Source organism: Fuscovulum ytuae (assembly GCF_029953595.1).
GTDB classification, from domain to species: Bacteria; Pseudomonadota; Alphaproteobacteria; order Rhodobacterales; family Rhodobacteraceae; genus Paragemmobacter; species Paragemmobacter ytuae.
Genome location: NZ_CP124535.1, coordinates 2,186,700 through 2,207,533 on the forward strand (window position 1 = coordinate 2,186,700; position 20,834 = coordinate 2,207,533).

General features: G+C 68.4%; 19 protein-coding genes and 1 tRNA gene. 4 read left to right on the forward strand and 16 right to left on the reverse strand.

The window, feature by feature from the left end:
- Position 1: 1 nt before the first annotated feature.
- The 3 genes from QF092_RS10600 to QF092_RS10610 are packed head-to-tail and all read right to left on the reverse strand — an operon-like array spanning position 2 to position 3,206.
- Positions 2 to 892, reverse strand: coding sequence for a lysylphosphatidylglycerol synthase transmembrane domain-containing protein (locus QF092_RS10600; protein WP_281463872.1), 891 nt, complete (start codon positions 890 to 892; stop codon positions 2 to 4).
- Entirely contained in the window at positions 889 to 2,505 is a 1,617-nt protein-coding gene (locus tag QF092_RS10605) for a sulfatase-like hydrolase/transferase (protein ID WP_281463873.1), read from the reverse strand. The genes QF092_RS10600 and QF092_RS10605 overlap by 4 nt, the downstream gene beginning before the upstream one ends.
- A complete protein-coding gene (locus QF092_RS10610; protein WP_281463874.1) occupies positions 2,502 to 3,206 on the reverse strand; it encodes a CDP-alcohol phosphatidyltransferase family protein in 705 nt (234 codons plus the stop codon). The genes QF092_RS10605 and QF092_RS10610 overlap by 4 nt, the downstream gene beginning before the upstream one ends.
- A 23-nt stretch (positions 3,207 to 3,229) precedes the next feature.
- On the opposite strand from QF092_RS10610, the gene QF092_RS10615 reads away from it, so the two are divergent.
- Positions 3,230 to 3,763: a cytochrome b gene (locus QF092_RS10615; RefSeq protein WP_281463875.1), complete on the forward strand. Its 534-nt coding sequence runs from the start codon at positions 3,230 to 3,232 to the stop codon at positions 3,761 to 3,763.
- A gap of 25 nt (positions 3,764 to 3,788) precedes the next feature.
- Here the strand turns inward: QF092_RS10615 and QF092_RS10620 are convergent, their stop codons facing one another.
- From QF092_RS10620 to QF092_RS10635, 4 genes are read right to left on the reverse strand one after another with little or no spacing between them, the layout of a single operon-like run.
- Entirely contained in the window at positions 3,789 to 4,619 is an 831-nt protein-coding gene (locus tag QF092_RS10620) for a RibD family protein (RefSeq protein WP_281463876.1), read from the reverse strand.
- Positions 4,606 to 5,385, reverse strand: coding sequence for a class I SAM-dependent methyltransferase (locus tag QF092_RS10625; protein ID WP_281463877.1), 780 nt, complete (start codon positions 5,383 to 5,385; stop codon positions 4,606 to 4,608). Before QF092_RS10625 ends, QF092_RS10620 begins: the two co-directional genes overlap by 14 nt.
- Before the next feature lie 3 nt (positions 5,386 to 5,388).
- Positions 5,389 to 5,784 (reverse strand): 6-pyruvoyl trahydropterin synthase family protein, encoded by a 396-nt coding sequence (locus QF092_RS10630; protein ID WP_281463878.1) that lies wholly within the window; start codon positions 5,782 to 5,784, stop codon positions 5,389 to 5,391.
- Positions 5,785 to 5,814: 30 nt separating this feature from the next.
- Entirely contained in the window at positions 5,815 to 6,897 is a 1,083-nt protein-coding gene (locus QF092_RS10635; protein ID WP_281463879.1) for a zinc-dependent alcohol dehydrogenase, read from the reverse strand.
- A 198-nt stretch (positions 6,898 to 7,095) separates the two neighbouring features.
- On the opposite strand from QF092_RS10635, the gene QF092_RS10640 reads away from it, so the two are divergent.
- Entirely contained in the window at positions 7,096 to 7,827 is a 732-nt protein-coding gene (locus tag QF092_RS10640) for an FkbM family methyltransferase (RefSeq protein ID WP_281463881.1), read from the forward strand.
- Here QF092_RS10640 and QF092_RS10645 read toward each other — a convergent pair.
- From QF092_RS10645 to rpoN, 5 genes are all read right to left on the reverse strand, one after another.
- Complete coding sequence (locus QF092_RS10645) at positions 7,809 to 8,606, reverse strand: inositol monophosphatase family protein (RefSeq protein ID WP_281463882.1); 798 nt, start codon at positions 8,604 to 8,606, stop codon at positions 7,809 to 7,811. The genes QF092_RS10640 and QF092_RS10645 overlap by 19 nt on opposite strands.
- A complete protein-coding gene (locus QF092_RS10650) occupies positions 8,603 to 9,664 on the reverse strand; it encodes a glycosyltransferase family 4 protein (protein WP_281463883.1) in 1,062 nt (353 codons plus the stop codon). Before QF092_RS10650 ends, QF092_RS10645 begins: the two co-directional genes overlap by 4 nt.
- Before the next feature lie 109 nt (positions 9,665 to 9,773).
- Positions 9,774 to 9,850 (reverse strand) — tRNA-Met (locus QF092_RS10655).
- Between the two features lie 61 nt (positions 9,851 to 9,911).
- The gene (locus tag QF092_RS10660) at positions 9,912 to 11,915 is read right to left on the reverse strand and encodes a hydantoinase/oxoprolinase N-terminal domain-containing protein (RefSeq protein ID WP_281463884.1); all 2,004 of its coding nucleotides are present in this window, start codon (positions 11,913 to 11,915) and stop codon (positions 9,912 to 9,914) included.
- Positions 11,916 to 12,020: 105 nt separating this feature from the next.
- On the reverse strand, positions 12,021 to 13,295 hold the full coding sequence (gene rpoN / locus QF092_RS10665; RefSeq protein WP_281463885.1) for an RNA polymerase factor sigma-54: 1,275 nt from the start codon (positions 13,293 to 13,295) through the stop codon (positions 12,021 to 12,023).
- Positions 13,296 to 13,434: 139 nt separating this feature from the next.
- On the opposite strand from rpoN, the gene selD reads away from it, so the two are divergent.
- Entirely contained in the window at positions 13,435 to 15,624 is a 2,190-nt protein-coding gene (selD, locus tag QF092_RS10670; protein ID WP_337250638.1) for a selenide, water dikinase SelD, read from the forward strand.
- 152 nt (positions 15,625 to 15,776) lie between these two features.
- Here selD and mnmH read toward each other — a convergent pair whose 3' ends face one another.
- Positions 15,777 to 16,817, reverse strand: coding sequence for a tRNA 2-selenouridine(34) synthase MnmH (gene mnmH, locus QF092_RS10675; RefSeq protein WP_281463886.1), 1,041 nt, complete (start codon positions 16,815 to 16,817; stop codon positions 15,777 to 15,779).
- Complete coding sequence (argE, locus tag QF092_RS10680) at positions 16,817 to 17,971, reverse strand: acetylornithine deacetylase (RefSeq protein WP_281463887.1); 1,155 nt, start codon at positions 17,969 to 17,971, stop codon at positions 16,817 to 16,819. Before argE ends, mnmH begins: the two co-directional genes overlap by 1 nt.
- Before the next feature lie 99 nt (positions 17,972 to 18,070).
- Here argE and QF092_RS10685 point away from each other — a divergent pair, with 99 nt between their 5' ends.
- Positions 18,071 to 18,718, forward strand: a complete 648-nt coding sequence (locus QF092_RS10685; RefSeq protein ID WP_281463888.1) for a hypothetical protein — start codon at positions 18,071 to 18,073, stop codon at positions 18,716 to 18,718.
- A gap of 245 nt (positions 18,719 to 18,963) precedes the next feature.
- Here the strand turns inward: QF092_RS10685 and iolG are convergent, their stop codons facing one another.
- Entirely contained in the window at positions 18,964 to 19,965 is a 1,002-nt protein-coding gene (iolG, locus tag QF092_RS10690) for an inositol 2-dehydrogenase (RefSeq protein WP_281463889.1), read from the reverse strand.
- Between the two features lie 37 nt (positions 19,966 to 20,002).
- On the reverse strand, positions 20,003 to 20,785 hold the full coding sequence (locus QF092_RS10695; protein ID WP_281463891.1) for an SDR family oxidoreductase: 783 nt from the start codon (positions 20,783 to 20,785) through the stop codon (positions 20,003 to 20,005).
- Positions 20,786 to 20,834 lie beyond the last annotated feature (49 nt).

Here is a 20,834-nt window from a genome sequence, read left to right on the forward strand (position 1 = left end):
GTTACGCCGCCCGCATGGGACGGAACGTCACGATCAAACCGACCAGCGCCGTCAGGGTGAACACAGCCCCAAAGGCGGCGCTGGCCGCAAATCCCTCTGCCCCGCTGGCCCCCGCCAGCGGAAAGAAGGCCACCGCCGCCCCCTCCCGCAGGCCCCAGCCACCCACTGTCAGCGGCACCAACATCGCAAAAAGGACAAGGGGCAGCACCACCAGCGCCGCGCCCAGAGGCAGCCACACCCCCATCGCCACCGCACAAGCCCAGAAGGCCGCAAGGTTCAGGCCGACGGTCACAAGGCTCAACCCCACCTGCGCGCCCCACACCCCATGGGAGAGCAGCGCCACCTGCACCCCCTGCCGCCACCGCGCGACTGCCGCACGCTGCCCCGCCATCCGCGACAGCAGCACCAGCGCCAGCCCCATCCCGCCCATGGCCAAAAGCAGCCCCCAGATCACCGCACCCGGCACCGCCATCCCACCGGGAACCAAGGTCACCGCAAGAACCGCCGTCGCCGTCACCGCCACCAGCGCCACCTGACCCGCTGCCCGTTCCAGCACCACCGCCATCCCGGCCCGCTCCAGCCCCACCTCGGCCCGCGCCCGCACCGCCCGCGCCGCATCGCCCATAACGCCCCCCGGCACTGCCATATTCACCGCCTGCGCCAGAAAATACTCACGCAGCGCATGGCCCATCGCGATCCGCTGCCCCAACCGTGCCGCCACCAGCCGCCAGCGCAGCGCAGATACCGCCGTCTGCATCACCAGCAGCACAGCCGCCAGCACCATCCATCCCGGTTCGGCCCGCGCCAGAACGCCCCGCACAGCCCGCCAATCCACGACCCACAGCAAAAGGCCCAACAACAGGACCGTCGCCCCCCAGCGCAGCACCCTCATGGCACCGCAGCCGAGCTATAGGTCGCAACGATCCTGTCCCGCATCGCCTCCATCGGCAGGGCCTTCTGATCACGCGGTGGAACAAGTCCGGGCGCAAAGCCCCACTCCGCCGCCCGCTCGACCAATGCCGCAGGCCCGATCACATGTATTGGCACATCCAGCCGATCCTCCTGCGCCACGAACCCCGCCGCCTGATGATCGCCCAGCACCATCACCAAAGGCATCTGCGCCGGGTCCATTCGGGACAGCCAGTCCAGCACCGCCTCCAGCGAATAGGCCACCGCCTGCCGATACTGGTCCCGCACCCGATCCGGGTCGCGCCACACCACGGCGGGCGGGTCGCCCTCTTGCGCCATGTCGTTGAAGACACGCCCGTCGCCCACCTGATCCCACGGCACAAGCCTTGGCACCGGCACCCAAGGCGCATGGGACGAAATCAGCACCATCTGCGAGAACCGCCGCCCCTCCGCCGCCCCTCCCATCAGCCTGTCAAAAGCCGCCAGCGTATATTGATCTGGCATCGTCACCCAGTTGAACGGCAGGCCCTGATACCCGAGTTCAGCCGCCGGGAAGATGTGGTCAAATCCCATCTTCTCTCCTTCTGGCCAAGCCATGGTAATGGCAGGCATCACAGCCCCGGTCACAAATCCCGCCCGCTGCGCAATATGGAACAGCCCCTCGCGCCCACTCGCCAACAGCGCCTGATAGCGCAACTGGTCATTCGTCCGCAGCCCGCTTGAAAAGGTTCCATGCGCAAGCCAGCTTTGCCCGCCACGGGTTGAAGAGGTCAGATAGCCCGACCGCATCGAAACACCGCGCGCCGCCAGCGCCGCCTGCCCTTTGGTCAGCACACCTTGCGTCGTCTCGGCGTAAAGCGGCCCTTCCACACTCGCCCGGCCATAGCTTTCGATGAATACCACAACCACATCCCGGTCAATCCGGTCCAGAAGGTCCGTTCGCCCGCGCAAGGGATCGGCCTCTGTCGCCGCGCGAAACTCGCGCATTGCGGCCCCGCTGCGCCAGACGAGACGCACCTCCTCCGCCGCCACCCGCGCGGTAAAGGCGGCCCCCGGCGGGTTCCACGGCATCGGCCAACGGTTCATGATCGCCGTCACCTCATAGGTCGCGACCAAGGCCACCGCCAACGCCACGCCCCCCGCCATCCGACGCAACCCCGTCCCGCGCAACAGCCCCGCCCGTGCCCAAACGGCCATCGCCCGCTCCAGCGCCCAGTAAAGCCCGCCGACCAGCGCGACCAACCCAACCACCGCCGCCACGGCCACCAAAGCCCCCGCCGACCCCGTCAGCAGATTGACCCCCGCACCAACCAGCATCCGGTCGCCCACCGGGTTGAACCCCCGGCCAAAGGCCACGAACATCGCCATATCCGCGACCTTCACCGCGATCAGCAGCACCAGAAGCCCCGCCAGAAACCGCCTGATCCAGCGTCCCGCTTGCCCATCTCCCAGCAGCATCAGCCCCAGCAACAGCGCAGGCAATTCCAGCGGAAACAGGATCAGCGCCCGCCACGTCACCGCATCAGGGTGATTGGGCTGCACCAGCACCAGATGCAGCAGCAATGCCGAAACCAGCAGCCCGAAAGCCTTCCTCATCCCCGGTTCCGCCACAGCCAGATCACATCCCGACCGAAAGACCAGCCCAGCACCGCCACCGCCAGCACCCCGATCCCCCGCGCCGCGCCCTCAGGCCAACCCGGCGCCTGCAACAGGATCAGCGCGGCGATCTGCACCACGCAGGCTGCCTTGCGCCCAAACCTTTCGGGCAAAGGTGCCGCAAGCCAAGGAAAGGGCAGAAACCCCGCGACAAAGACATAACGCATCAGGCCCAGCGCAAGGATTTCCGCCCCCGTCTGCCCCGCCAGCCACAGATGCCCCGCCAGCACCGCCGCCAGCGCCGCATCCACTTCCATGTCGAACCGCGCCCCAAACGCCGATGACAGCCCGCTCCTGCGTGCCAGCCACCCATCCACCCCATCCGCCGCCAGCGCCACCGCCGCGACCGCCAAAACCACCCAGCCCCCTGAAACGAAGGGCAGCAACGCAGCCAAGCCCACCACCGCTCCGGCCCGCGCCAGCGTCACCGCATTGCATCCGCCAAACCGCGCATGCGGATAGTGCCTCGCCGCCTGCCGCGCGACAAAGGCCAGCACCCCGGCCATCGCACCGCCCGCCAAAAGCGCGGCCCCGCCGAAGGCCCCCACCACAACCGCCACAGCAAAGGCCATCGCCCCCGCCGGGATCACACCCTCGGGCAGCGCCCTTGAACCATGGGTCCCTGCCTCTACCTGCCCCATGTCACCCCCGACGGAGGGAAAGCATGTCCCAAGGCTACACCCCCGCGCAGCGCTGGCTGCACTGGATCATCGCCGCCCTCATCCTGCCGATGATCCTGGCAGGCCTTGTCATGGTGCAATCCGGCCTGCCGCGCGGCCTGCAAAACGCGCTTTTCATCGGGCACAAGAACATCGGCACCCTGCTTCTGATCCTTGTCACCCTGCGCCTCGTGCTGCGCCTGCGCCGGGGCGCGCCCGCCCTGCCAGATACGATCCCCACCCTCCAGCGCCGCATCGCCGAGGCCAGCCATGCCGCCCTTTACGCGCTCATGCTGCTCTTGCCCCTCTCCGGTTATATCCGCGTCCGCGCCGGCGGCTTCCCGATCGAGGCGCTCGACAAGCTCGGCCTGCCCAGCTTTGTCCCACGCTCCGACACCCTCGCCACGGCGGCAAAGACGGTTCATGAATATGGCGGCTACGCGCTGATGGCCCTTCTCTTGGCCCATATCGGCGCCGCGATCCATCACGGGATGAGGCGCGATGGGCTCTGGGCTCGCATCTGGCCGCCGCAAGGCTGACGCGGCCCCGAAAGAAGCGGGCACGTCAAATCCCCCCCGCCGCCACCACGGGCGCGGCGTGAATGGGCGCCCAAGCCGCCACCGCCTCGGGCGACAAGGCGCAGTCGAACACCACCTCCGGCCCCAACCCATAGCTGCGCGTCTCGGGCCGTATCGCATCGGCCAACCGCGCGACAGGCGACCGCAGGGTCAAGCTCGCAGGCCCTGCCCCAATCAACAGCGGCGAAATCGCCACCTGCAACCGCGTCAAAAGCCCGGCCTCCAGAAACCGTCCGATGGTAATGCCCCCGCCTTCCACCAAAAGCGACCCGATCCCCCGCATCTGCAATGCCGCCAGAATATCACCCGGCGCGAACCAACCGTCGCCTTCCGGCAGATGGATCACCTCCACCCCGGATGGGCGCGGGCGATCCACCGCCTGCACGACGATCCGCCTTGCGCCATCCTCGCGGAAAATCTCCAGATCATCCGGCACCCGCCCGCGCGGGTCCAACAGGATGCGCGCCGGATTGGCCCCCTTGCACATCCGCACCGTCAGCCGTGGCCGATCATGCAACGCCGTCCGCGCCCCGATCAGCACGCCATCCACCAAGGCCCGCATCCGATGCAGATGCGCCAAGCCATCCGCCCCGGAAATATCTCTCGCATCGCCCGAAACCGTGGCAATCCGCCCATCCAGCGATTGCCCGATCTGCGCCACCGTCACCGGCCCCAGATCACGCCGCGCCAAGGGGGCATAAAGGGACAACGCCGCCCGCTCCCCTGCGCTCCACCGCCCGCAACAGGCGCAGCCCCGCCCCTGCCGCAACGCAAGGATGCGGTCCCAGACCCGTGCCGTCACCTCAACCGTCTGCATCGCGCGCCTCCCTCTCTTCCGGCACGGCCAGCAGGTCCAGATGGCCGATGACCATCCCTCCCTGCGACAGAATTGCTCGCCGCGCCGCCAGCCAGCGCGCCGCCTCATCCGCCGCCACACCCGCCTCAACCGCCGCCACCGCAATCCCGTCCAGCAGCGCCCCGCCCAAGCCCGCCTGATCCGGCCCGATCTGCCACGGGCTATTGGCCAGCCGCACGCGATATCCCGCCGCCTTGAACAAAGCCGCCGCCCGCGCCACCGCATCCGGCCCCAGTGCCGGACCAAACCCCTTGTCCCCCCGTTGATGCCGGTTGAAGGCCGCCGTCACGCCCGCATCCCCACCATCCTCGGGCGACCACGCCATTCGCCCATCATAGCTTAGCGCCGCCAGAAACGGCAGCCGCCGCGCGGCCAAGGCATTCACCAACCCCGCCACCCACTCTTCCGACACAAGGTCCAAAAGCGCCGAGGCCGTCACCAGCGAAGCCCCCTCCAAAGGCAGCGCCGCCAGATCGCGCAGGTCCATCAGATGCCGCTCGCCCTCACATCGGGCCAGCAATTCTGCATCCCCCTCCACCATCCGCCAGACCGCGCCCTTGGGCAAAACCTCGCCAAAGGCCCGCCGCGTGGACCCCGTCCCCGCCCCAAGGTCCACCACCACAGGCCGCGCCCCCGCAAGGGCCGCCGCCCGCGCCATCAGCCCGCCATCCCGCGCCGCATGGTCCGCAGGTTCGCGCAAGGCCAGCCAGTCGGCGGAAAAGCCCATGGATCAGATATCCCCCTCGCACCAGGCCCGCGCCATATGGCTTTCATGCAGCGTGATGCGCAGCCGTTTCACCCGGCCCCCATCCTTCAAATCCCCAGCCCGCACCCGCGCCGCCATCCCGCGATGGATCACGCCGCACAGGAATTCCGTCGTGGTGAACTTGCCTTTGAACTCCGGCACCTCGTCCAGATTGCGATAGCGCAGCGGCTCCAGCACCGCCGCCAAAGCCTCCACCGCCAGCCCGATATCCACCACCAGCCCGTGGTCATCGATATCCTCGGCGAAAAACGCCGCATCCACCGTAAAGGTCGCCCCATGCATCCCTTGCGCCGGCCCGAAAACGGGCGAGGGCAGGCTATGGGCGATCATGATATGGTCTCTCACTTCGACGGCATACATCAGTCGGTCCTTCTGGTCTGTCTGTTTGGATCAGTAACGAATGCGATGGCACAGGGTTTCAGGATCGTGCAGCACCGACCCATAGGCCGCCGCCATCTCGGCAAAGGGCGTCTCGCCGGAAATCAGCGCCTCCAGCGCGTCATCCCGCAGCAAGTCCAGCGCCTTTTCCAGCCGCCGCCGATAGGTCCAGCGTGGCGCGCGCGCCGGCGGCACCCGCCCCACCTGCGACCCGATCAACCGCAGCCTCTGGCTGTGAAACGCGCCCCCCAGCGCCACGGGCACCGCCCCTACGCCATACCAGCTGGCCTCCACCACCGCCGCCTCCGGCCCCGCAAGCGCCATCGCCGTGGCCAGACCTTCCGCCGATGCGCTGGTATGGATCACCACATCGCAATCACCCCCAGCCTCACCCGGCAGCGCAAAGCCACAGCCCACGCGCCCCGCCAACGCCGCCCGCCCCGGCAACAGGTCCACCAGCGTGACCTCCGCCCCCGGCAGCCGCGCGGCCAAATATCCCACCAGCACCCCCACGACGCCCGCGCCCACAACGGCGACCCGGTCCCCCGGCCCCGCGCCGCTGTCCCAGATCACGTTCAGCGCCGTCTCCATATTGGCGGCCAAGACCGCCCGCGCAGGCGTCACAGCTTCGGGCACAGGCACCAGCGCCGCCTCCGGCAGGCGGAACCCGCGCTGATGGGGATGCAAGGCAAAGACCGCACGCCCCGCCAGCGCACCTTCCAGAACCTCGGCCACCATCGCATAGCCGTATTTCACCGGATGCGGGAAATCGCCTTCCTGAAAGGGCGCGCGCATCCGCGCCCATTCCGTTTCCGGCACCCGCCCCTCGAACACCAGCCGCTCCGTCCCCCGGCTGATCCCGGAAAACAGCGCACGGCAGGCCAGACCCGTGCCTTCGGCCCCCGGTCGCAGCCCCGCACGCCCCGCGCCCTCGCACCACAGCGCCATGAGATGATCCGCGTTCCGCTTCAGCCCGGCCTCCAGCGCCATCCCATCCCCTAAGGCTGACACCATGCCCGGCCCGGGCGCAACCCCGCCCGCCTCTCGCCCCGGCATGGCCTGCCCGTCGGCCAAGGAATTGACGTTGCTTTTCATGCGTCTCGCAGCCTTTGAACCCGCTGCTCTAGGTAGTCTTTCCCCGCCCCGAACAAGGCCCGTAACAGCGCAATGACGGATTTTCGCGCAGCTGATCACGTTTCCGTCAGATGCCCGCTTTTCCACCGCCCTTGCCTAGACCCGCGCCACCGCGCCCTATCCTGCCCAAGGCGCAGAAAGCGAAGGGCCAAGATCACCATGGATATCGCTACCACACTCGGCCTTGCCCGGTCGCTGGTGATCTATCACAACCCGCTGCGGCTGATCCCCCTGCGCCGCTTTTATGCGGGCCTCTTGCCCCACGGTGCGCTGGCCTTCGACGTGGGCGCGCATGTGGGCAGCCGCGCCCGCGTCCTGCGCGCGGCAGGGGCGCGGGTGGTGGCCGTGGAACCGCAAGCCGCCTTCGCGGCCTTCCTGCGCCGCACCCTGCCCCGCGACATCACCCTGATCGAGGCCGCCCTCGGCCCCCGTGAAATGACGGCCGAAATGGCCGTCTCCGCCCTGCACCCCACCGTTTCCACCCTGCAAGCCGACTTTGCCGAAACCGCAGGCACCGCCCCCGGCTTTGGCCATGTCAGATGGGACCGCAGGCAACAGGTGCAGGTCACCACGCTCGACCGCCTGATCGCCACCCATGGCCGGCCCGATTATATCAAGATCGATGTCGAAGGGTTCGAATTGGACGTCCTCTCGGGCCTGTCCCAACCCGTCCCGCTGATCTCGGTCGAATATCTGCCGCCCCTGCCCGACAACACGCTGCGCGTCATCGACAGGCTGGCCCAGCTTGGCCCCTACCGCTTCAACCCCGTCGCGGGCGAAAGCGGCCGCTTCCTTTGGCCCGACTGGCGCGATGGCGCCACAACGGCGGATTGGCTGCGCAGCCTGCCGCCCACCACCCGCTCCGGCGATCTTTACGCCCGGCTCACCTGATCCCGCACCAGCGCCGCGAAGGCGTCAAACAGCGAAGGCGTCGCGCAAAGAACGCTGCCTGTCGCCCAAGGGTCCTCATCCTCCGCCATGCCTTCCACCTGCACCCCCGCCTCGGCCATCAGCGCCAGCCCTGCCGCCACGTCCCAAGGCCGCAGTCTCCGCTCCCAGAACCCATCCAGCCGCCCCGCCGCCACATAAGCCAGATCAAGCGCGGATGCCCCCGTCCGCCGCACCCCCGCGCAATGTGGCATCAGCCGCGCGATATCGGCGGCATGGGTCGCAATATGCGCCATGCCGCCAAAGGGGATGCCCGTCCCAAACAGCGCCCCCGACATGCCCACGCGCGATGCGCTCGGCAAAAGCCGCCCATTCACCCGCAGCCCCGTTCCGGGTGCAGCAGAAAAAGTCTCGCCATGCAATGGGTCATGGATCACCCCAAGCCTTGGCCGCCCCTCCACCTCCAAGGCGACCGACACGCACCAATAAGGCAGGCCGCGCAGGAAATTCGTCGTCCCGTCCAAGGGATCGACCACCCAGCGCCGCTCGTTTCCGGCCACCTCGCCCATCTCCTCGCCCAGCCAGCCATCCCCCGGCCGCGCGCCCAAGAGCCGCCGCTTCAACAAGGCCTCTGCCTCGCGGTCTGCCTCCGATACGAAATCGCCCGCCCGCTTTTCTTTCACCCGCAGCCTGTCACGCGCCCGGTGATGCCGCAGCAGCGCCACCCCCGCATCCTCCGCTGCCGCCACGGCCAGCGCCAGATCGCCTTCCCAATCCGTCATGCCCGCACGCCCCCTGCCACCTGCGCCAGAACCGCCGCCGCACGCGCCGCCACGGCATCCCATCCCGACAGCGCTGCCCCTGCCCGCCGTGCCGCATCCGCCATCACCATCCGCCGCGCATCATCGCCCAGCACCATCCGCAGCGCCGCAGCAAAGGCCGCCGGATCGTCTGGCGGCACCAACAGTCCCGCCTCCGCTGGCACCGTCCCCGGCACCGCGCCCGCACGGCAACTCACGATCGGCAACCCCGCCAACAGCGCCTCATTGAAGACGATCCCATATCCCTCATAGCGCGTGGCCAGCGCAAAGACCGACGCCCGCGCATAAAGCGCGTCGCGTTCCTCCATCGACACCCGCCCTGCCAGCCTGATCCGATCACCCACCGCCGATGCCGCCACCTGACGCTCCAGCGCCGCCACATGCGCCGCATCCCGTGGCGTCCCCGCGATCACCGCCTGCCAATCCAGATCACCAAGCGCATCTAACGCCGCGATCAGCACGTCATGCCCCTTGCGCGGGTCCAGCAAGCCCACCGACAAGATCAAGGGCGGCACCGCCTTCGGCACCTCCACCACAGCAGGCCGATCCACCCCCGGCTCCAGCACCGTGATCCGCTCGGCCGGAACCCCGTAACGATCCACCAGCAACCCCGCCACATGCCCGCTTGGCACCAGAACATGCCGGGCCAGCGCCAGATTGTCCCGCTCCCGCCGCCACAAGCTTTCGGCCCTCACGGTTTCCATTCCCGGCTCCATCGCCAGCGGATGATGCACCAAGGCCACCATCGGCGCCGCGACCCTCGCCAACGCCGCCGTCGGCATCGCGCCAAAGGCCAGCCCGTCCACAATCACCACCCGTCCCGCAGGCTCCGCCGCGACCTGCGCCACCGCCGCCGCCATCGCCTCTGCCCCCGGATCGGGAAAGCCATCCGGCAGCGTCACCACCGACACCCGATGCCCCGCCGTCCGCAGCGATTCCACCAGACGACGGTCATAGAAAGAGCCTCCCGTCAGGGTCTCCAACGCGCCGGGCAGCGCAAGGGCAAGATCAAGCGTCATAAGGAAATGGCATCCCCGGATCAGGGCCCACCGCCCCGACCACAAATAGGCCCAAACCGCCCCGCATCAATCGCGTCGATCGGCCTGTCACATCACGCTTGGGAGGAAGTGGTGGCGAGGGGGGGACTCGAACCCCCGACCCCATGATTATGAGTCATGTGCTCTAACCAGCTGAGCTACCTAGCCACTTGCGGCGTCCCTACAGACTCACACAGGTGGCGTCAAGCCACCATCCGTCAGCCATCCCTCAACCATGCGCCACGCGCGGACGGCCGGATGCTGTGGCGGTCACTGTCGCTTCGATGAACATCGACCGACCCTCCACCTCTGCCTCCTTCACCTCCCGCGTCACGCGCAGTTGCACCTCTTCGGCCCCTGCCGCCTTGGCCCGCGCCATCGCCTCGGCCACCAGTGCGGCCTCCATCGCCTCCAACGCTGCCTCACGCGTGTTGAAGGCCTGCAACCCCTCCGCCAGATGCGCCACGAACCGCCCCTCGGCGGGGCTGCTGACCAGCCCGCTCACCCGCTGGCTCACCTGCCCCACCACCGCACCGATGGCATTGGCCACCCCGGCATGTTCCGGCAGCACCATGCGGCACCCAAGCCTGTCCCCCACCGCGCCGTAGTATGAGGGAGCGGAAGCCCCCAGCCCGATCACGGGCACCCCCAGCCGCGCCGTGATCTCCACCACGCCCCGATGCTGCGCCAATCCCGCCCGCATCAGGGGATGCCGCGCCAAAGCCTCCGGCCCCTCGCCCGCAAAGGCTGCATCCTCGCCAAAGGCCGCCTCCAGCAGGCAATCCACCGTCTGCGCCGTCAGCTGATCAATGATCGCCTGCGCGAATACCTTTTCATCTGGGGCAAACCGCTCGCCCCGCCCATTCCGCCGCCGCGCCAGCAACCGCACCGCCTTTTCCGCCGCCGCCCCGTCCCATGCCGCCAGACGGCCCAGAACATGGCTCGCATCCGAAGGCGTCACGCCGGAAATCATCACCAAGCCACGCGCCACCAGCCGCTCCAGCGCCGCCACCTCAAGGCGTGAGGTCAGGGCCTGCGCCACCGGCATCGGCTGGGTCAACCGCCCCAGCACCGCCACGTCCCGCGGCCCAAGGCCCCCGGCATTCCCGCCCATGGGAATGGCGAACCGCCCGTCGAACTCCCCCACCGCCTCGGCAGAAAGCCAGCGGTCCAGCGCCGCATGCACCATCGCCCCATGCTCCACCGCCAGCAAGGACACAGGGCACAACCGCCGCGGCCCCAACCGCAGGCCCCCGTCCAGCCCTTCGGTGATCAGATGCACCTCGCTGTCACCACCCAGCCCCGTGGTGCGCATCGCCACGGCCTCGACCATGGTGCGAAACCCGCCCACACGCGCCCCCTGCGGGTCGATTTCGGGCAGCCCGTCGCGCAACAGCGCCACATCCGTCGTCGTCCCGCCGATGTCGCTGACCAGCGCATCCTTTTCCCCGGTCAACCAGCGCGCCCCGACGATGCTGGCGGCAGGCCCCGAAAGGATCGTCTCGATGGGCCGCTCTCGCACCATCGCCGCGGAGATCAGCGCGCCATCCCCCCGCACCACCATCAGCGGGGCCTTCACCCCGATCGCCTCAAGATGCCGCTCGCAGGCCGCCACAAGCCGATCAATCATCCCGATCAGCCGCGCGTTCAACACCGCCGTCAGGGCCCGCTTCGGCCCGTTCAGATTGGCCGAAAGCTCATGCGAACACGTCACAGGCCGCCCCGTCACGCGCCGGATCACCTCGCGCGCCGCCACCTCATGCGCAGGGTTTCGCGTGGCAAAACTCGCCGCCACCGCAAAGCCCATCACCTGATCGGCAAGCCGCCCCACCTCTGCCTCCAGCGCCACAAGGTCCAAGGGCGCGGCCTCGGTCCCCGCGTGGCTATGCCCGCCGGCCAGCCGGATCACCGGATCGCCCTTTAAGGCCTCGATCAACCCGCCGCGCTCAAGGTCCGCCTCGGAAAACCCGATGAAGACCAGCGCGACCCGCCCCCCCTGCCCCTCGACCAGCGCATTGGTGGCCAGCGTGGTGGACAGCGACACCAGCGCCACATCCGCCGCGGCCACCCCCGCCTGCGCCAGCGCGGCATCCACCGCCCGCCCCACGCCCAGCGCCAGATCGCCCCGCGTCGTCAAGGATTTGGCCGACCCGATCACCTGCGTCGCGGCCTCATCCACGATCACCGCATCGGTATAGGTGCCGCCCGTATCCACGCCCAGAAAATACGCCATCGCCGCCGCTCGCCCTGCCTTTGGGGAATTCCATTGCCCCGGCACCTAATGCGAAAGCGCCCGAAGATCAGCCCCAGCCGCGACCTTTCAACGTCGCCCCCCGCCCTAACGGCGGCGTTTCCCCGGCACGCGGCGCAGCCGCGCCGGCGCGATCCCCATCATCTCGCGGTATTTCGAAACCGTCCGTCGCGCCACCACCGCGCCCTCTGCCTGCAAGGCCACCACCAGCGCCTCATCCGACAGGGGTCGCGTCTTATCCTCCGCCGCCACCATCTCGGCAAGTCGCGCCCGCAAGGCCGCAGCCGAGATGTCGGGTGCCCCCTCGCCCCCCATTGCGCCGGAAAACAGCGCCCGCAGCCACAAAGGCCCCTTCGGCGTATCCACACTCGTCCCTGCCACAACCCGGCTCACCGTGCTTTCATGCAGGTCCGTCGCCGCCCCCACCTCGGCCATCGTCATCGGCACCAGACGGCTCGCCCCATGGTCCAGCGCCGCCTCCTGCCGCCGCAAAATCTCGCGCCCCACGCGCAGCAGCGTGTCGTTCCGCGCCTCCACCAGCCGCAGCACGGCCCGTGCGGCACCCTGCCCCTCGCCGCGCCCCGGCTTGACCGAGATTTCGGGGAGTGACGACCGGTTCAACGACACCATCCACCCCTCCATCCCCTTCCGCGCAATCAGATCCGGCTCCCGCACCGGGGCGGCCTGCATGTCGAACTGCGTCCCCGGCTTCGGGTTCATCCCCCGCAGCCGCCGGATCGCTGCCATCACCTCGGCCTCGCCCGCCCCAAGCTGTCGCGCTAACCGCCCAACATCCCCCGCCGCCACAAGATCCAGACGCGCGATCACCGCCCGCAGGACCGGGTCTGCATCCCCCTCTGCCTCCGCCTGCAACAACAGGCACTCCGCCAAGGACCGCGCAAACAGCCCCGCCGGTTCGATCCGCTGCACCCGCGCCAGAACCAAGGCAACACGTCCACTCGGCACCCCAAGCTCCGCCGCAACCGCCTCGACCGCAACGCCCAGCCAGCCCGAAGGCTCCAACCCCTCGGCCAGGGCCAGCGCGATCCGCTGATCCTCCGCCCCCATCCGCTGCCGTGCGATCCATCCCGCCACATGCGCCATCAGGCTCGGCCCCGCGCCTTCCACCTGATCCAGCGTATCCGCAAAGCCGCCCCCGCGCAGCGCCCCGTCCCAGCGTGGCAGCCATTCCCCCGCCGCCGCCGGGCGCAGCAGCAAAGCCGGGTTCTCTGCCGCCACCTCTTCCAAATAGCGCGCCAACCCCGCCGCATCCGCCTTCAGCACACGGATCGACGCATGCAGCCCCGCCGTCAGGCTAAGCCGCTGCCGCGTTAAAACCCCGATCCTCTGACCTGTCGACATGGGGCCAAATTAGGCCGCCCCTCCGCCCCCCGCAACTCCCCCCTTCAACGCCCCCCGGGCCAACCCGCCGCAGCCTTCCCCCCCTCGCCATTGCCGCCAATCCGGCCTAGGGTCGCCGCCAAGCCCCGGACCAGCCACCATGATGCAGACCGAACCCCTTCCCCTCGTTCAGGATATCGTCCTCATCGGCGGCGGGCACGCCCATGCGCTCGTCCTCCGGATGTGGGCGATGGACCCGATCCCCGGCCTCCGCCTGACCTTGATCGATCCCAACCCCATCGCGCCCTATACGGGCATGTTGCCGGGTCACATCGCGGGCCATTACCGTCGGGATGAGATCATGATCGATCTTGTCCGCCTCGCCCGCTTTGCCGGCGCAAGGCTGATCCTCGACCGCGCCACCGGCATCGACACCGCCACCCGCCGCATCCATCTGGCAAACCGCCCCCCGCTGCGCTTCGATATCGCCTCGGTCGATATCGGCATCGGGTCGGGCCTTCCTGGCCTGCCGGGGTTCACCGACCATGCCGCCGCCGCCAAACCCTTGGGCGATTACGCCCAAAGGTGGGAGGCCTTTCTCACCACCGCCCCCTCCAGCCCCGCCCTCACCCTGATCGGCGCCGGGATCGGCGGGGTGGAACTGGCGCTCGCCTCCGCGCACCGCCTGCGGATGACAGGCCGCACCCCCCGCATCACGCTGCTAGAACGGGCGGACAGCGCGCTCCCCAACATAGGCCCCCGCGCCCGCGCCACCCTCCTCAACCGCCTCGCCGCCGAAGGCATCGCGCTCCGCACCGCCACCACCGCTACCGCCATCGGCCCCGATCATGTGATCCTCTCCGACGGCACACGCCTTGCGTCCGACTTTACCCTCTCCATCGCAGGCACCCAACCGCAGGGCTGGCTGACAGAGACAGGCCTTTCCCTCCATGACGGTTTCCTCGCCGTCGGCCCCACACTGCAAACCTCCGATCCTGCGATCTTCGCCGCGGGCGATTGCGCCCATCTCAGCCATGCCCCCCGCCCCAAGGCCGGGGTCTATGCCGTCCGCGCCGCACCGATCCTTCTGCACAACCTGCGCGCCTTGGCCACGGGCCAACCGCTGCGCCCCTTCCACCCCCAGCGCGATTACCTCAAGCTCGTCTCCCTCGGCGGGAAAGAGGCCGTGGCCGATAAGTTCGGCCTCCGCTCCGGCGGCCGGGCGCTGTGGTGGCTGAAAGACCGGATCGACCGCGCCTTCATGGCGAAATTCGACACCTACCCCCAGATGCCCCGCCCCCTCCCCGACCCCGCCCCCTTGGGGCTGATCGAGGCGATGGGCCCCAAACCCCTTTGCGGTGGCTGCGGGGCCAAGGTCGGCCCCGGCGCACTCGCCGCAACCCTCGCCACCCTGCCGAAACCCTCCCGCTCCGATGTCATCGCAGGCGCGGGCGACGATGCTGCCATCCTGCGCCACGGGCAGGGCGCGCAAGTCATCACCACCGATCACCTCCGCGCCTCTTGCGCCGATGCCCGCCTCATGGCCCGCATCACCGCCATCCATGCCATGGGCGATATCTGGGCCATGGGGGCCGCCCCACAGGCCGCGCTCGTACAGATCACGCTCCCCCGCCTCTCCCCCGCCCTGCAATCCGACATGCTGGCTGAAATCATGGAAGAAGCCGCCAGCCTCTTCACCGCCGAAGGCGCCGCGATCATTGGCGGCCATAGCAGCATCGGCGCCGAACTCACCATCGGCTTCACCCTCACAGGCCTCACCGACCAACCCATCACCAAAGGCGGCGCCCGCCCCGGCGACGCGCTGCTCCTGACGAAACCCTTGGGGTCCGGCACGCTCATGGCCGCCGACATGGCCCTCGCGCGCCTGCCCAAAGATCTCCTTGGCCCCCATGTCGCCGCCGCTTGGGCCGCCATGTCCCGCCCGCAAGGCAAGGCCGCCCGCCTCCTCGCGCCCCATGCCCATGCCATGACCGACATCACCGGCTTCGGCCTCGCCGGCCACCTGCTCGAGATGATGGAGGCCTCCGCCACCGCCGCCACCATCGATCTCGCTGCCCTCCCCCTCCTGCCGGGGGCAGAGGCACTGGCCGCACAAGGCATCGCCTCCACAATCGCCCCCGCCAATCACGCCGCAACCGCCGCCCGCCTCACCGCCCCAGACACGGCCCGCACGGCCCTGCTCTTCGACCCCCAGACCGCAGGGCCCCTCCTCGCGGCCCTTCCCCCCGATCAGGCCAAGGCCACCCTCGCCGCCCTCCACGCCATAGGCGAACCTGCCACGATCATCGGCCATGTCACCGAAGGCCCCCCACATCTGACCGCGCGTTAAGGGCAACCGTCGAAAGATTGAGTATTTTTGCCAAGATGAAGACCAACCCCCTTCATCTTGGCAAAAATACTCAAAAAACCCGCAGCCAAGCGGCGAAGGCCGCGCAGGCGAGGCAAAGGGAATGCGCCGCGCTCTTCGCGCGGCGCTCCGCATCACAACCCGGCCACCGCCTCCGCGACCCGGTCGGCAATGGCGCCCGGATCGCCCAACCCGTCCACCGCCACTTCAGTGAAAGGCACAGCCATTCGCGCCCGATGCTTGCCATAGCGCGGGTCGTAATGCCGCGCCATCAGCCCCTCGGCCAGATCGACGAACTGCCCCGCTGCCACCATCGCCCGCCATTCCGCGATCACCTCGCGCGGATGGGCCAGTGCCAAGGACGCCACCACCCCATCCAGCCGCGCCGCATCCGCCACCAGATCGGCATAGGCACCCAGCAGATATTCCGCCCGCGCGCGCCGCGGCGCCTCTATGGCGACCCGCGGCGCTTCCACCATCGCCCGCCATAGTTTCGGCGGCAGGCGGCACTCCCCCACCTTGGCGCTCTCTGCCTCCACCACCACAGGTCGCGCCGGATCAAGCCGCGCCAAGGCCAGCGCCAACCGCCCCTCAAAGGCCTTCTGCGACGGCTGCGCCCCCATGGACCCGAACAAAGACCCGCGATGGTTCGCCAAGCCTTCCAGATCAACCACCTGCACGCCCCGCGCGGGCAACAGGTTCAACACTTCAGTCTTGGCCGACCCGGTATTCCCGTCCAGCACCACCAACCGAAAGGGGAAGGTGTCGGTATAAAGCGCATCCACCACCAGCCGCCGCCACGCCTTATAGCCGCCCTGCACCACCTCCACCCGCCAGCCGATCTGCGCCAAGATAGAGGCGAAGGACCCCGACCGCTGCCCCCCGCGCCAGCAATAGACCAAGGGCCGCCACCCGCCCGGCTTCTCGGCCAAAGGCCCCTCCAGATGCGCCGCCGCATTCTTTGCCACCAGCGCCGCGCCAATCTTGCGCGCCGAAAACGGGCTTGCCTGCTTGTAGATCGTCCCCACCCGCGCCCGTTCCGCATCGTCCAGCACCGGCAGCGAAACCGCCCCCGGTACATGATCCTCTGCCCATTCCGACGGCGACCGCACATCGATGATCGTGTCGAAATCCAGCGCCAGCACATCCGCCAGCGACCGCAACTGAACCGCCATCAGAACCCCGCCTCACACGCCTGAACCAGCGCCGCCAGCATCGCCTCGCAGCGTGCCATCTGCTCCACGCTCACATATTCGTCGGGCTTGTGCCCCTGCGCCATCGACCCCGGTCCACAGATCACCGTGGGCACCCCCAGCCGCGCATCGAAAAGCCCGCCTTCTGTGCCAAAGGCCACCTTGATCGTGCCATTGGCCCCGGTCAGCCCCTTCACGAACTGCACCACCCCCGCATCCGATGGCGTCCCCAGCCCCGGATAATCCCATAGTCTCTCAATACGGATCTCCGCCTCAGGGAACTCGGCGCGCAAGGGCGCGACCACGGCCTCGCATCCCGCCCGGACCTCTGCGATCAGGGCCTCCACATCCTCCCCCGCCAGCGACCTGATCTCCCAATCCGCCACCGCCTGATTGGGCACGATATTCACCTGCACCCCGCCCGCCATCTTGCCCACATGCAGCGTCGAATAGGGCACGTCATAATCGCCATCCCGCAGCCCCTCCGCCGCCACCCGCGCCTGCACCCCGCGCAACACTCCCACGAAATCCGCCGCCAGATGCAACGCATTCAGCGCAAGCGGCGCCAGCGCCGAATGCCCCTCGCGCCCTACACAGGTCGCCCGCAAAGCCACCTTCCCCTTATGGCCCGTCGCCACCGCCATGCCCGTCGGCTCCCCCACGATGCACATCCGCGGCCGCACCGGCGCACCCTCCAGCATCTCGATCATCGACCGCACCCCCATGCAGCCGATCTCTTCGTCATAAGACAGCGCCAGATGCAGCGGCACCCGCAACTCTCGTCGCGCAGCCCCCAGAACCGCAGCAATCGCACAGGCCACAAAGCCCTTCATATCCGCTGTCCCGCGCCCATAAAGCCGCCCCCCGGCCTCCGTCAGCGCAAAGGGCGGATAGCTCCAGGCCTGCCCCTCCACGGGCACCACATCCGTATGCCCTGACAGCATCACGCCGCCCCGATCCACAGGCCCCACCGTCGCGTAAAGATTGGCCTTCCCCCCGCCCGCATCCGGGATCAGCACCGCCTCCACGCCCGCCTCGGCCAGAAGACCCGCCACCCAATCCATCAAATCCCGATTGGGCCGATGGCTCACCGTGTCAAAGGCGATCAACCGATCCAATATCGCGCGCGCATCCATTCCCGGGCCCTCCGTTCCACCCGCCACCTAACCGCAAAGCCGCGTGAAGCGGAACCCCCGCCCCTTCCCCCGCGCCCCCCGCAATGCCAAGGTCGCGCCATGACCCGATCCGCGATTCCCGCCCTCGCCGCCGCCCTCCTCCTCGCCGCCCCCGCCACGGCACAGGACAGCCCCTCCACCCCCCGCGATGCGGGCGCCGTGGCGCAACTCCTGCATGCCCATGCGCTCTTCGACCTTGGCCTCGCCCGCAAGGACCCGCTGGCCACCCTCGCCGCGGCCCGCCTTGCCGCGGGCATCGCCGCCACCGACAGCGACCGCAGCCCTTCGCCCCCCGGCGACCCCGTCCCCGCCACCTATCCCACCGCCGAGGTGATGTTCACCGCCGCCAAGGCGCTCGCACAAGAGGATGACCTTGCCAAAGACCTCGCCGTCCGCACCGAGGCCGAAGTGGCGCGCATCCCCACCCTCACCGTCATCCGCACCAGCCGTGGCATCGGCGCGGGCCAGACCCATGTCTGGCAAATCCCCTTCTTCGCCGAAGCCCAGTCCGAACTCGGCCTCTTGGGCGACGGCACGGCAAATCTCGACCTTGCCGTCACAGGGCTCGACGACACCCCCCTCTGCCTCGACACCGCCCCCACCGACCGCGCCCTCTGCGCCTTCCGGCTGACCGAGAACGCCACCCTCACCATCACGGTCACGAACCGCAGCGAAGCGGCAGCAACCTACAGCCTCCTTACCAACTAACCTATTGATCAAAAACAATTGCTGCGCAGCGAAGACCGCAGCATTTTCCGGCTATGCTGCGCAGCAAAACCCGCAGCATCCGCTCTTTCATCTTGGCCCAAAGACGCACCTGCCACGCCGCGCATCCTGCGCCACGCCACAAGCCTCTCCCCCGCAGGATGGGCCATCGGCCCATCATCCCAAAGAAAAACGCCGCGCAAATTGCGCGGCGTCCAAAGGGCGCAAGCCCTGCCATGACCCAAAGATCACATCACTTCAGACAGTTTCACAACCCGCCCTTCGGCCACCGATTTCACCGCCGCATCGGCCAAGGCCAGCGCGATCAGCCCATCCTCGCCCGTGGGCTCGGCCTTCCCTGTCCCGGCCATCGCCGCGATAAAGGTCGCGATCTCGGCGGCATAAGCCTCGGTATAGCGCGTCATGAAGAAATCATGCAGCGGCGGGCGGGTATAGCCCGTCCCCGTCGCCACCTCGATCGACACCGGGCGCTGGTTTTCCGCCGAGACCGCGCCCTTCGACCCATGCACCTCGATCCGCTGGTCATAACCATAGGTTGCGCGGCGGCTGTTTGAAATCATCGCCTGCTTGCCCGACGCCGTCTTCAGCAAGACCTGCACGGAATCGAAATCCCCCGCCGTCCCGATCGCGGGGTCCACCAGCACCGCCGCCGTTGCCACCACCTCGGTGATCTCTTCGCCCAAAAGGAACCGCGCCATGTCGAAATCATGGATCGTCATGTCGCGGAAAATCCCGCCCGACCGCTTGATATACTCCACAGGCGGCGCGCCGGGGTCGCGGCTGGTGATCACCACCATCTCGACATCGCCGATGGTGCCCTTGTCGATCTCGGCCCGCACCGCGCGGAAATGCGGGTCAAAGCGGCGGTTGAACCCCACCATCAGCGTCCCCTTATGGGCCCGCACCACCTCAAGACAGGCCTTCACGCGGGCCAGTGACAGATCAATGGGCTTTTCGCAGAACACCGCCTTCCCGGCCTTCACAAACCGCTCGATCAGATCGGCATGGGTATCGGTCGGCGTGCAGATCACCACCGCGTCGATATCCGCCGCCGCCTCGATCGCCTCGATCGTCCGCACGTCACAGCCATATTGATCCGCAATCGCCTGCGCCGCGGCGGGCATGGCATCGGCCACCGCCACCAGACGCGCCTGCGCATCCCCCGTCACCGCCTTCGCATGCACCTTGCCGATACGCCCCGCGCCCAGCAGCCCGAACCTGATCGCCATTTCCCGTCTCCTCTGCCCCATCTGGGGGGCGTTTCCATCAGGCCCCATAGGCCCCATTCACATTCTGATCGAAATCCACCAGCGCCCCGGTCATCACGCCCGACTCCGGCGACAGCAGATAGGATACCAACCCCGCCACATGCGCAGGCTTCACCAGCATCCCAAAGGGCTGCTTCGCCTCCGCCTCGGCCAGCCAGCCATCCCCCGCGCCATGGAACTCCCGTTGGATCGCATCCTCTCCCGGCGTGTCCATCCAGCCCACATTCACCCCATTCACCCGGATGCGATGCGACCGCAGCGCATTCGCCGCGTTCTTCGTGATATTGGCCAGCGCCGCCTTGCTGGCCGCATAGCCGGCCAGAAAGCTCTGCCCGCAATGGCTGCTCATCGTCACGATATTCACCGCCGAAGCCGGATGCCCCGCCGCCACCGCCGCCTGCGCGAAACGTTGCAAGGCAAAGAACGGCCCCTTGGCATTGGTGTCCATCAACGTGTCCCACCCCTCCGGCGTGGTATCCAGAATGGACCCACGCGCGGTTGAGGCCGCCGCATTCACCAAGGCATTCACGGGACCGAACCGCATCAGCGCCCGATCCACCAATTCCGTCGCCTGCTGCGCATCCGCCATATCCGCAGGCAGAAAGCGCACATCCGCGCCCCGCGCGCGCAGCCCTTCCGCCGCCGCCTCACCCTTCGTGACATTGCGGCCCGAAATCACCAGCTTCTGGCACCCCTCGGCCACCAACCGCTCGGCAATGGCCAGCCCAAGGCCTTGCCCGCCCCCCGTAATCACGGCCACCGTCCCCGAATGATCCGGCATGATCCCCCCTCGGAAACCGAAGTCCATTTAGCGGAACTTCTATTCCATC